The organism is Brachybacterium phenoliresistens (genome assembly GCF_000576425.1).
Classification (GTDB): Bacteria; Actinomycetota; Actinomycetes; order Actinomycetales; family Dermabacteraceae; genus Brachybacterium; species Brachybacterium phenoliresistens.
In genome coordinates this window covers 94,951-107,008 of record NZ_KK069996.1, presented here as the reverse complement: position 1 = coordinate 107,008, position 12,058 = coordinate 94,951, and the positions used below count along the sequence as shown (strand labels likewise).

General features: G+C 74.9%; 10 protein-coding genes. 5 read left to right on the top strand and 5 right to left on the bottom strand.

The genetic code is table 11. The features are described from left to right. Window positions 1-134: 134 nt before the first annotated feature. The 4 genes from BF93_RS11865 to mtrA form a co-directional block, all read right to left on the bottom strand. Window positions 135-875, bottom strand: coding sequence for a L,D-transpeptidase family protein (locus BF93_RS11865; protein ID WP_084148508.1), 741 nt, complete (start codon window positions 873-875; stop codon window positions 135-137). A gap of 167 nt (window positions 876-1,042) precedes the next feature. Beyond that, window positions 1,043-2,776 carry an LpqB family beta-propeller domain-containing protein gene (locus BF93_RS11860; RefSeq protein ID WP_038372880.1) on the bottom strand — a complete coding sequence of 578 codons (1,734 nt, stop codon included), beginning with the start codon at window positions 2,774-2,776 and terminating at the stop codon, window positions 1,043-1,045. Continuing rightward, on the bottom strand, window positions 2,773-4,455 hold the full coding sequence (gene mtrB, locus BF93_RS11855) for an MtrAB system histidine kinase MtrB (protein WP_038372878.1): 1,683 nt from the start codon (window positions 4,453-4,455) through the stop codon (window positions 2,773-2,775). The genes BF93_RS11860 and mtrB overlap by 4 nt, the downstream gene beginning before the upstream one ends. Before the next feature lie 6 nt (window positions 4,456-4,461). Continuing rightward, entirely contained in the window at window positions 4,462-5,148 is a 687-nt protein-coding gene (gene mtrA, locus BF93_RS11850) for an MtrAB system response regulator MtrA (protein ID WP_038372877.1), read from the bottom strand. A 180-nt stretch (window positions 5,149-5,328) separates the two neighbouring features. Between mtrA and BF93_RS11845 the strand changes: the two genes are divergently transcribed. The 5 genes from BF93_RS11845 to BF93_RS11825 are packed head-to-tail and all read left to right on the top strand — an operon-like array spanning window position 5,329 to window position 10,618. Next, window positions 5,329-6,495, top strand: a complete 1,167-nt coding sequence (locus tag BF93_RS11845; protein ID WP_038372876.1) for a hypothetical protein — start codon at window positions 5,329-5,331, stop codon at window positions 6,493-6,495. Then, window positions 6,492-7,112 (top strand): DUF4129 domain-containing protein, encoded by a 621-nt coding sequence (locus tag BF93_RS11840; protein WP_038372982.1) that lies wholly within the window; start codon window positions 6,492-6,494, stop codon window positions 7,110-7,112. The genes BF93_RS11845 and BF93_RS11840 overlap by 4 nt, the downstream gene beginning before the upstream one ends. After that, window positions 7,109-8,323 carry a DUF4350 domain-containing protein gene (locus BF93_RS20235; protein ID WP_038372874.1) on the top strand — a complete coding sequence of 405 codons (1,215 nt, stop codon included), beginning with the start codon at window positions 7,109-7,111 and terminating at the stop codon, window positions 8,321-8,323. Before BF93_RS11840 ends, BF93_RS20235 begins: the two co-directional genes overlap by 4 nt. Continuing rightward, on the top strand, window positions 8,323-9,312 hold the full coding sequence (locus BF93_RS11830) for an AAA family ATPase (protein ID WP_038372873.1): 990 nt from the start codon (window positions 8,323-8,325) through the stop codon (window positions 9,310-9,312). The genes BF93_RS20235 and BF93_RS11830 overlap by 1 nt, the downstream gene beginning before the upstream one ends. 7 nt (window positions 9,313-9,319) lie before the next feature. Continuing rightward, window positions 9,320-10,618 (top strand): DUF58 domain-containing protein, encoded by a 1,299-nt coding sequence (locus BF93_RS11825; protein WP_038372871.1) that lies wholly within the window; start codon window positions 9,320-9,322, stop codon window positions 10,616-10,618. A gap of 414 nt (window positions 10,619-11,032) precedes the next feature. Here the strand turns inward: BF93_RS11825 and BF93_RS11820 are convergent, their stop codons facing one another. Next, window positions 11,033-12,028: a stage II sporulation protein M gene (locus tag BF93_RS11820; protein WP_038372870.1), complete on the bottom strand. Its 996-nt coding sequence runs from the start codon at window positions 12,026-12,028 to the stop codon at window positions 11,033-11,035. Window positions 12,029-12,058: the final 30 nt, after the last annotated feature.

The following is a 12,058-nucleotide window of genomic DNA, read 5'->3' as shown; positions in this document are numbered from 1 at the left end:
CGGGGCGGCGCGGCCCGCCGTCGGCGGGCGGCGCCGCCTCGGCGGGGCGCGCCGCCGGCGCACGGTGCGCCGACGGTCAGCTCCGGGAGCTCGCCGCGATCAGCGGGCGGGAGCTCAGTAGGTCGGGCGGGAGCTCAGTAGGTGAGGACCCGGCGGCCGTCCACGCACCAGCCGCGGTCCCACATCCGGTTCATGAACGCCGTCGAGACCCGGGCGCAGCCGTGCGAGGCCGGGTACGGCGGGATCGAGTACGAGCCGTGGATGGCCCAGCCGCTGTAGAAGTAGATCGGCCGGTACAGGTCTCCCAGGGAGCCGCTCTGCCAGCCGGCGCTGTACCGGCGGAAGACGCGGTAGTCCCCCAGCGGCGTGTAGGCGGTCTTCCACCGGCCTCCGGAGTAGTAGCGCTCCCCGCTGCCGGTCGAGGTGTTCATGATGTACGACAGGCCGCCGTTCCAGGTGAAGATCATCAGGTCCCGGCCGACGTCGATCTCGATCCCGGTCCCCGAGGTGATCCTGCGGCTGGGGCGCACCCCCCGGTCCAGGGCGCTGCGCGTGTTCGGGCCGACGACCCCGTCCTGCGCGAGCCCGGCGGCCTTCTGCAGCGCCCAGACCGCCTGCTGCGTCAGGTGCCCGAAGGAGCCGTCGGCGGCGCCGCACCAGTACTTCAGCTCCCACAGGCGGCGCTGGATCGCCGCGACCTCGGTGCCCCTCCAGCCCCGGGACGGGTAGTGCGAGGCGTGCGCGGCGCCGGTGCCCAGCGCCAGCGACAGCCCGACGGTCCCCGCCCCCACGAGCACGCGCCTCCTGCCGGGCCGGGGCAGCCCCCGGTCCTCCCCACCCCTGTCGATCCGATGTGTCCTGGCGATGGTGCTCATCGCGTACCCCCTGATCCGTCCGGGCTCCTGCTCCCTCCAGGGGTGCGGTCGCCCCCATCGGCGGCCGACAGGGCCCGGACCCTCACCATAGCGCGTCAAGGGCAGGTAAAGGAAGGGTCAACTCGAGGGTGCAGGTCGCAGCAGGTCGGAGCGGTCGCAGGGCGGGATCAGTAGTACGAGGGATCCCGTGCCGGGAGATCGACGCTCGACCATCCGGTGCCGTTCGTGCGCAGCAGGGCGCCGCCCTCGGTGGTCGCCCAGATCACCTCGGACACGGCCGTGCCCGCCACGCGCAGGGTCCCCGGGCGCGGGGCCGGCATCATCTCCGAGCCCTCGAGGAGGTTCAGCACCAGGACCTGCTGCTCGCCGCTCTGCGCGGCGGTGCCCAGCACGAGCACCTCGATCTCGTCGTACCAGCTGACCTGGGTCACATCGCCCAGCTCCGTATGGAGGGTGATCGGGCTGGTCAGCTCGGTCGGCACCCCGGCGGCGTCCCGGATCACGGCGCACAGGTCGATCCGCGAGATGCTCTCGTCCGCCGAGAGCACGATCAGGCGCGTCGCATCCGCGGACAGGTCCAGGGCCCGCAGCTCCCGCCCGGCGAGCCAGGGCGCGTCCACCCGGGCATCGGCGGCGGATCCGGATCCCGACAGCGCCAGCAGCGCTCCGGCGCTGGTGACGGGCGAGGTCCACACGTAGCCGGCGTCGTCCACCCGCGGCGCCACCAGCGCTCCGCCCAGCGCCGCGTCCCGGCGCGGGATGGAGCCGTTGGTCGAGGCGAGCACGAGGGTGCCGCCATCGGCCGCGAGGGCCGCCGCGAGCGGGCCCGACTGCGCGATCGCCGGGGAGGAGACGACGTCGTCGGCGAGGGCGGGCACCAGCTGCGCGGCGCCTGCGCCGGCGGTGATGTCGGCCAGGGAGATAATCCCGGTGGTCCCCGCGCCGATCGGCCGATGCCCCGGCAGCGGCCGGCTGAGGTCCCCGGCGGAGAGGTCGACCACCACGCCGCCGATGCTCACGCGCACGCTGCTGAGCCCGCGCAGGGTGCGCAGCGAGGTCTGGATCTGGGCGAGGGCGCGATCCCGCTGCGACTGGGGCAGGTCGTCGATCGCGCGGGGCAGCTCGACCTGGGTGGTGTTGTCGTCCCCCGGGGCCAGGGTGACCTCGGCGAGCTCGGTCAACTGGGGGACGGCGCTGCGCACCGCCGGGGCGAGCACCTCGGAGGGCCCGGCCCCCAGCTGCACCAGCAGCTTCTGGGCGCTCTGCTGCACGGGGAACCACCGGTGGTCGGGCACCAGGTGCGCCGCCCGGGGGTCCAGGAAGTAGAGCCGCGCGGTGGTGAAGAGGTTCTCGAAGGCGGCCTGGGACAGGAAGATCCCGTCCGGCGGCGAGGAGATGCGCCACTGCCCGTCGACCTTCTCCAGGCGCATGTCGATCTCGCGCGAGGACGGCGCGCCGAGCACCGTGCGGATGCCGCGGGCATCGACCTGGGCGAGGGCCTGCACCGTCAGCCGCGCGGACACGTCCGAGGTGCGCACGACCTCCAGCTCCATCCCGGCGGGATAGATAGTCACGCCCGCGGTGGGGTCCCAGCTGCTGCGGGCGGACGGGGCGAGGTACTGGCGGGCGACCCCGTAGTCGTCCTCGGGCCCCACCCCGGCCTGCACGAACCCGAGCACGATCTCCTCGGGGGCGGCGCCCTGCACCGGAAGGCGCGGCTGCACGTAGGGCGCGTCCTGGACCACCCCGGAGCCGACCTGCTGCTGCTGGACGGGGGAGCTGGTGGGGATGCGCGCGCAGGCCGCGGCGAGCAGGCCGAGCCCGGTCACGGCCCCCGCGCGCAGCACGGAGCGCCGCGGGTGGCCGGGGCGGTCGGGGCGGTCGGGGCGGCGGATCGTCATCGGTCCTCCTCGGGATCGATCACCGGGAGATCGTCGGGCCGCACCGGGACCGGCTCCGACAGCGGGCAGGGCGCCGCGGCGCCCTCCCCGGAGGACGGCTCGACCAGGGTGAAGGGGCGCTCCAGCGGCACCGGGGAGCGCCGCAGCGGCGCCCCGGGGCGGCGCGGCACGGTCAGGCGGAACACGGCGCCCTCCCCCGGGCTGCCCCACGCCTGCAGCCAGCCGCCGTGGAGATGGGCGTCCTCGGCGGAGATCGCCAGGCCCAGCCCGGTGCCGCCCAGGGTGCGGGCGCGCGAGGGATCCGCGCGCCAGAACCGCTCGAACACCCGGCTGGCGTCCTGCGGGGAGATGCCGTGGCCGAAGTCCTGCACGACCACGGCCACCGCGTCGTGGTCCGCCCCGGTCTGCACGTGCACCGGGTGCCCTGCGCCGTGCTCGATCGCATTGGTCAGCAGGTTGCGCAGGATCCGGTCGATGCGGCGGCGGTCGACGACGGCATCGGCGTCGCCGGACTGGTCCAGCCGGATCACCACGCCCTGGCTCCCGGCGAGCGGGCGGATGTCGTCGATCGCGGAGCGGACCAGGGCGTCCATGTCCTCGCGCCGCGCCTCCAGCATGGCGGCGCCGGAGTCGAAGCGCGAGATCTCCAGCAGGTCCGCCAGGAGCGTGTCGAAGCGACGCACCTGGGCCGAGAGCAGCTCGGTGGTCCGGGCGATCTCGGGGGCGAAGTCCTCGCGGCGCGCCTCGAGCACGGAGGTCGCCATCCGGATCGTGGTCAGCGGGGTGCGCAGCTCGTGGGAGACGTCCGAGACGAAGCGCTGCTGGACGTGCGACAGCTCGGTGAGGTCCTGCACCTTCTGCTCGAGGCTCTGCGCCATGTCGTTGAAGGACTCCCCCACCCGTGCCAGCTCGTCCCCGCCCTGCACCTCGACACGGCTGGTCAGGTCGCCTTCGGCGAGACGCTCGGCGGCCGAGGCGGCCCTCTGCAGGGGCACGGTCACGAGCTTGGAGACGACGAAGGCGACCCCGACCATCAGCGCCAGCAGGACCGCGAAGCCGCCGATCATGACCCGCTGGACGAAGGCGAGGGTGCGCTGCTCCTCGCCGAGGGAGTAGACGAGGTAGAAGTCGTAGCTGCCGCTGCCGGGGACGGTGACGCGCGTGCCCACCAGGATCCCCGGCTCCTGCCGGCCGTCCTCGCCGTCGAGGGCGACGCTGCGGTAGGTCAGCGCGTCGGGCTCCTCGGTGATCGCGGCGGCGAAGTCGTCGCCGGCCTGCTCCTGCACCAGCCCCAGTACGTCGCGGTCCGTGGAGATCGGCACGATGCCGCCGGTGGAGTCCACGGGCACCAGCGCCGCCTGCCGGCCCGAGCCGTCGCTGTCCTGCCGCACCGTGGTGATGAACTCCGTCGCGGAGTCGCGCTGCTGCGTCGAGGTGGTGCCCACGGACTGCTGCAGGCGGCCGATGAGCCCGGAGCGCAGGGACGCGGACTCGTCCAGGACGCGCTCCTGGCGCTGCTCGAACAGTCCCTCGGCGATCACGGAGGAGAGATAGGCGCCCACCCCGAGGATGGAGACCATCGCCATCACGATGGTCACCGAGACCACCCGCGCGGCGAGCGACCAGCGCCGCGGGTCCAGCCTGCGATGCTCCGCATCGCCCTCGCCGGACGGGACCACCCTGGCTCAGCCCTCGGTGCCGGCGCGGTAGCCCACCCCGCGCACCGTCACCACGACGCGCGGGTTCTCGGGGTCGCGCTCGATCTTCGAGCGCAGCCGCTGGACGTGCACGTTGACCAGCCGGGTGTCCGCGGCGTGGCGATATCCCCACACGTCGCGCAGGAGCACCTCGCGGGTGAACACCTGCCAGGGCTTGCGGGCGAGCTGGGTGAGCAGGTCGAACTCCAGCGGGGTCAGGGGCACGACCTCCCCCGCCCGGCGCACCACATGGCCGTCGACGTCGATCACCACCTCGCCGATGGTGAGCGTCTCGGTGCTGGGGGTGTCCGAGCGGCGCACGCGCGCCTTGATCCGGGCGACCAGCTCGTCGGGCTCGAAGGGCTTGGTGAGGTAGTCGTCGGCCCCGGCCTCGAGACCCTCGACCACATCGGCGGTGTCCGACCGGGCCGTCAGCATGATCACGGGGACCCCGGAGTCGCGGCGCAGCCGCCGGCACACCTCGATCCCGTCCATGCCCGGGAGCATCAGGTCCAGCAGCACGAGGTCCGGCCTCACCTGCCCGAAGGCCTCGAGCGCGGAGGCCCCGTCGGGAGTGGTCACGACCTCGAAGCCCTTGCCGCGCAGGACGATCCCGACCATCTCGGCGATGGCCTGGTCGTCGTCCACCACGAGGATTCGAGAAGGCGTCGTCATGGCCTCATTGTGCCATCGGGCGAGGCCGAGCGGTCGCAGGCCCCCTCCCGGGCGCGGCAGGCGCCGACCGGCGGCGGGCGCGCTCTCGACCTTCGTCGGATCGAGGCACCGTCGGCGGCCTCGTACGGTGAACGGGTCAGGTTCGCCGACGCGCACCCGCGCATAGGAGGAGGAGCAGCGATGAGCACATCGTGGTCCGCCCCGGGTCAGCCCCCGCCCCCGGAGCCGGAGGCCCCGCCCTCGCCCTGGAGCGCCGGCGCCTCCGAGCAGGCATCGGGGGCCGCCGCATCGCCCCGCCGGTACGGCGGGGCCCCGCCCGGCGGCAGCCCCCTGCAGCGCGAGCTCGTGGCGCGCGTGCCGATGTTCCCGCTGCGGCCGATGGGCCTGGGCGAGGTGCTCGGCGCGGCGGTCCGGATCTACCGCGTGCGCCCCCGGCTGGTGCTGGGGCTGAGCGCCGTGGTCTTCGGGATCGCCTTCGTGCTGACCTCCCTGTTCCAGGGGGCGGGCATGATCCCGACCATGACGCAGCTGCAGGTCCTCTCCGATCCCGTCGCGGATCCGACCGCGTCCGGCGTCGAGTTCTCCCCCTCCGAGATGTACGCGATCATCCTCTCGAGCGTGGCCGCGGCGCTGGTGTCCCTGGTGGCCACGCAGCTCGTGACGCTGGTCCTGGCCCGCATCACGATCGACGAGGCCGTCGGCACCGCGGCGACCCAGGCCGGGATGCGGGCCCTCCTGCGCCGCCGCGGCGTGGCCGCCGTCCTCCTCGGGCTGCTCACCGCGATCGTCTCCGCGATCCCCATGGTCCTGCTGCCGATCCTGGCGGGCCTGCCGCTGCTGATCGTCCAGGAGGCGCACTGGTGGACCATCGCGCCGTTCGTGCTGGGCATCGTCCTGGGGCTGCTGGGCACGGTGTACGTCGCCTTCCGCCTGCTGCTGGCCGTCCCGGCGCTGGCCGTCGAGCCGGTGGGGCCGATCGGGGCGTTGCGCCGCTCCCTCGCCCTCACCCGCGGCCGGCGCTCCCTGCGCGTGCTGGGCATCGGGGCGCTCGTGTACATCCTCTACCTCGCGGCGCAGCAGGCGCTGTCCGGGGTGCTGGGCACCATCGCCGCGATCGTGTACATCGCGATCCTGCTGGCGACGAACTTCTCCGCGATGGTCCCCGCGATGATCCTCATGATGGTGATCTCGATGCTCGGCGCCTACCTCGCCATCATCCTCACCGCCCCGTTCCTCTCCGCGGGCATCACCACGCTGTACGCCGACACCCGGATGCGCCATGAGGCCTGGGACGTCGAGCTGAACGCCGTCGCGGCGGAGGCCTCGTGGGAGGGGTCCGCGGCGTGAGCCCCGTCGACCCGGACGAGGCCCGGCGGCGGATCCTCGAGGAGCTCTCCCGGGACGAGTACCGCACCGGCGACGGGTTCGTCGCCTGGCTGCTGCACCTGTTCGACAGCCTCGTCGCCCGCATCACCGCCGACCTGCCGGAGGCGACCCCCGTGCACTGGGCGCTGCTGGTCCTCGCCGCCGGGGTCCTCGCCCTGCTGGTCGCCCTGGTCGTGCGGCGCACCGGATGGCTGCGCCGGTCCGGGGCGCTGAGCGTCTCCGCCGCGCTGGACGCCGCGGAGACCGCCGATGCCGCCGAGCTGCGCGTGCGCGCCCGCACCGCGCTGGATGCCGGGCGCCATGACGACGCGGTGGTCCTCGCCCTGCGCTCCCTGGTGCGGGACCTCGACGAGCGCACCCTGATCGAGGTCAGCGCCGGCATGACCGCGCGGGAGGTCGCCGCCGGCGCCGCCCGCCCCTTCCCGGACCTGCACCGCCGCCTCGAGCACGCCGCGGCGGCCTTCGACACCGCCGCCTACTCGCGCCGGCCCGTCGGCGCGAAGCCGGCGCAGGACGCCGTCCGCCTGGTCGAGTACGTCGCCCAGACGCGGCCCGATCTCGCCGAGGTCGACGCATGAGCGCCGGCGGCCTCCTCGCCCCGGCCCCGACGAGCGGGCCCGCCGCCGGCGCCGCCGGATCCTCGCAGGGCGGCGCGGAGCAGCCCCCGCCCCGCAACGGACTGCTCGTCGCCGTCCTGGTCCTCGCCCTGCTGGCGACCGTGATGGTCTCCGTGCTGCGGGGCTCGTACCGGGACGGGCCGCTCGAGCCGGACGCCCCCAGCCCGCAGGGATCCCTGGCCGCCGTCCGCGTCCTGGAGGACCTCGGCACCGAGGTCACGCCGCAGCGGCGCACGGCCGATGCCGCCGAGACCCTCCGCGCCGGAGGCACGGTGCTGGTCACCGCCCCGAACCTCCTCGGCGCCGCCCAGGTCGACCTGCTGCGCACCGCCCGCGAGGAGGGCGGGGGCCGCCTGGTGCTGCTCCAGCCCGACTTCGTGACCGCCACGGCCTTCGCCCCCGGGGTGCGTCCCGCCGGGACCACCGACGAGCCGACCCTCCTGCGGGCCGGGGCGGGCTGCGGCCCCGCCGCCTTCGGCGCCCGCAGCCTGCAGCTGCGGCCCGTGGCCGAGGTCTCCGGCCACGACACCTACTACACCGTCCCCGACGGGGCCGCGGGCTGCTTCGACCACGGCGACGGCAGCGCCGTCGTGGTCGCGGACGGCGTCGTCGTGCTGGGCTCGGCGAGCCTGCTCACCAACGACCGGATCGGCACCCTCGACGCCCCCGCCCTGGCGCTGAACTCCCTGGCCGATCCGCAGGGGCTGGGCTGGTACATCCCCTCCGCCGGGGATCCGATGTCCTCGCTGGGCCCCACGCTGCTGGACCGCATCCCCGGCTGGGCCGCGCCGCTGGCCCTGTGGCTGCTGGTCGTGACCGCCCTCGTGCTGCTGGCCGTCTCCCGGCGCCACGGCCCCGTCGTGGTCGAGCCGCTGCCGGTGAGCGTGCGGGCCCACGAGCTGACCATCGGCCGCGGCCGGCTGATGCACCGTGCCCACGCCCGGGACAGCGCCGCCCGGGCACTGCGCTCGGCCGCCTCGACGCGGCTCGCGCACCGTCTGGGGATCCGCCGCGAGACCCGCCGCGACGCCCTGGTCGACGCCCTCGCGCCCCACACCGAGCTCGATGCGGCCCAGCTGCACCGGCTGCTCGGACCCACCCCCGTCGCCGACGACCGCGAGCTCGTCCGCCTGGCCCATGACCTGGACCGCCTCGAGAAGGAGATCTCCTGATGACCGACCAGCCCGCCCCCGGGACCGAGCAGCTCGCCGACCCCCGCCACCGCGAGCGCATGGCGGCGCTCAGCACCGAGATCCACAAGGCCGTCGTGGGCCAGGACGCCGCCGTGACCAGCCTCGTCGTCGCCCTGCTGTGCCGCGGCCACGTGCTGCTCGAAGGGGTTCCCGGCGTCGCCAAGACGCTGCTGGTCCGCTCCCTGGCGGCCTCGCTCGACGTCCAGATGCGCCGCGTCCAGTTCACCCCGGACATGATGCCGGGCGACGTCACCGGCTCCCTCATCTACGACAACGCCACCAGCGACCTCGTCTTCCGCGAGGGCCCCGTGTTCACCAACCTCCTGCTGGCGGACGAGATCAACCGCACCCCGCCGAAGACGCAGTCCGCGCTGCTGGAGGCCATGGAGGAGCGCCAGGTGACCGTCGACGGCGCCAGCCGGCCCCTGCCGGAGCCGTTCCTCGTGGTCGCCACCCAGAACCCGATCGAGTTCGACGGCACCTACGCGCTGCCCGAGGCCCAGCTGGACCGCTTCCTGCTCAAGGCCGTGCTGCCGCTGCCGGGCCGGGAGGACGAGCTGGACGTGCTGCGCCGCCACGCGGCGGGCTTCTCGACCTCGGACCTCGCCGGGGCGGGGCTGCGCGCGGTGGCCGATGCCGCCTCCCTGCACGCGGCCCAGGAGGACGTCGCGCGGGTCCGCGCCGAGGACGCCGTCCTGCAGTACATCGTCGAGGTGTGCCGGGCCACCCGCCGCTCCCCGAGCCTGCAGCTGGGCGTCTCGCCCCGCGGGGCCATCGCCCTGCTGCGCACCGCCCGGGCGTGGGCGTACCTGGGCGGCCGCGACTTCATCACCCCCGACGACGTGAAGACGATGGCCCCGGCCACCCTCTCCCACCGGGTGCGCCTGACCACCGAGGCCGAGCTCGAGGGCACGCAGGTCGCCGCGGTGCTCGCCGCCACCCTGGCCTCCGTGCCGGTCCCCCGCTGAGGCCGTCGTGCGCATCTCCCTGACGGTCCCCGGCGCGCTGACCGCCCTGGCGGCCGCGCCGTTCCTGCTGCTGTGGCCCAGCGCCTGGACGCTGCTGGCGTGCGCCCTGGCCTGGTGCGCGCTGATCGGCACGGACCTGCTGCGCACGGCCGATCCCCGCACCCTGCGGGTGCGGCGGGAGAACCCCGGCCAGGTGCGGCTGGGCAGCAGCGCCGACGGTCGCCTGCTGGTGACCAACCCCGGCACCCGCCGGGCGGTGCTCCACCTGCGCGACGCCTGGAACCCGACCGCGGGCCTGGCCGCGCAGCGCACCCGCCTCACCGTGCCCGGCGGCGAGCGCCGCGCCGTCGCCCAGACCTTCACGCCCACCCGCCGCGGCCCGCACTCCTCGCGCGCGGTCGTGGTGGACTCCCTGTCGCCCTGGGGGCTGGCCCGCCGCTCCGCCCGGCCCGAGGTGCCCGGGACGCTGCTGGCCCTGCACGCCTTCGCCTCGCGCAAGCACCTGCCCTCCCGGGTGCGGCGCCTGCGCGAGCTGGAGGGCCTGGCTGCGGTGCATCAGCGCGGGCAGGGCACCGAGTTCGACTCCCTGCGCGACTTCGTCGACGGCGACGACGTCCGTTCCATCGACTGGCGGGCCACCGCCCGGCGGCGCAGCGTCGTCGTGCGCACCTGGCGTCCCGAGCGGGATCGGCACGTGCTGGTGGTGGTGGACACCTCCCGCACCTCCGCCGCCCGCATCGGCGAGGAGCCGCGGCTGGACGCCGCCCTGGACGCCGCGCTCCTGCTGACGGCGCTCGCGACCGAGGCCGGGGACCGCGTGGACGTGCTGTGCATCGACCGGATCCCCCATGTCTCGGTGGCGGGCTCCAGCCCCCGCACCGTGCTGCACGACGTGGTCGCCGCGACCTCGCCCGTGCAGCCCGCCCTCGTGGAGACCGACTGGGAGCGGGTCGCCGCCGAGGTCGCAGCCCGCACCCGCCGCCATGCCCTGGTGGTGCTGCTGACTCCGGTGGAGCCCTCCCTCGTCGAGCAGGGGCTGCTGCCGGTGGCCTCCCGGCTGGCGGCCTCGCACCCGCTGGTGGTCGCCTCCGTCGCCGACCCCTCTCTGGAGGCGCTCGCCGCCGGTCGCGACGACGCCGAGGCCGTCTACCGGGCGGCGGCCGCCGCCCGCACCGGTCTGGAGCGGGACGGGGCGGCGCAGGCGCTCAGCCGATGCGGAGCCCATGTCGTCGACGCCGGCCCGGAGGCGCTGCCGCAGGCGCTGGCCGACGAGTACCTCCGGCTCAAGGCCGCGGGACGGCTCTGAGGCGACCACGGCTCCTCCCGGATCCACCGCGGGGTCGAGGGGGCCGCGGCGATGTCGCGGCCCGGGCGGCGACGTGCGGATCCCGGGAGTCCGACCGGCCCGCGTCGGTGCCGGGCCTGCTCGCCGCGGAGCCGAGAAAGGACGGGACCGATCAGCCCGTCGCGTTCCTGCACGCCGCGCACGAGCGCGGCGGTGAGGGCGTCGAATCTCTCGGGATGTGCCCTGGGAGGGTCCTCTCGTGCTGCGGCGACCACGCGCCGCGGGGGCGGCGTGGATGCGCGGCAGGTGCCGAGACAGAGCCCGTGAGTTGTACGTGTGAGGATACCGGGCGACGGCGAGCATCGCCCGGTCCGTGCCGAGGCCATCGACCAGCGGCAGCGGCAGGCGCACGGCCTCGGGGCGGGGGAAGGCGGCTCAGGCCGCGACCGCCACCCGGTCGCCGACGATGTCCTCGGACAGGTCCCCGCTCATCCCGTCACGGTGGACCTGCCGTCCCCGCACCAGCGCCACCGCGAGGAACCCGGCCCACAGCACGATGCCGATGCCCAGGCGCACCGGCGCCGGCAGGCTCGAGGGGGTCACGAAGGCCTCCACCAGCCCGGCGACCAGCAGCACCGGCACCAGGCCGATGGCGACCGTGACCAGGGCGCGCGCGGACCGAGCCAGGGCCCAGGAGCGCGGCAGGTCCCCGGGGCGCACCCAGGACCAGAACATCCGCAGCCCCGCTCCGGCGCCCACGCACACGCAGGTCATCTCGAGCAGGCCGTGCGGGAGGATGAACACGAAGAACGTGCCCAGGCTCCCGTGGGCGGCCATCACGCCGGCGGACAGGCCGATGTTCAGTCCGTTCTGCAGGAGCATGAGCACCGGCCAGAAGCCCGTGACGCCGAAGACCACGGCCTGCACGGTGATCCACGCGTTGTTGGTCCACACCTGGGCGGCGAAGCCGCTCGCATCGCCCTGGAAGTAGTAGGCCACGAAGTCGCGCTGGGCCAGCAGCCGCTGCTGGGAGGCCGGGACGACGGCCTCGCGGGCGTCCGCGTCCAGACCGAACCAGAGCCCGGACACCAGCGTCGACAGCAGCAGGAGGCCTGCGCACAGGGCCACGGCCCAGCGCGCGTCGTAGAGCGCGGCGGGCACGTCGTCCCAGAGGGTGCGTCGCAGGTGCGCCCACATCGGCACCCGGGCCCCGGTGATGCGCAGCCGGGCCCGGTTCAGGATCATCGACAGGCGCGCCGTGAGGGTCGGGTCCGGGTTGGTCGAGCGGACGGTCGACAGCTGGGTCGCCACCCGCTGGTACAGGGCGATCAGCTCGTCGATGCCGTCGGCGTCCAGATCCCGCCGGCGCGTCAGCGCATCCAGGCGGTCCCAGTCCTCGCGGTGCACGGCGATGAAGGCGTCGGTATCCACGCGCCCCAGCGTAGGCGGGTGACGCGGCGG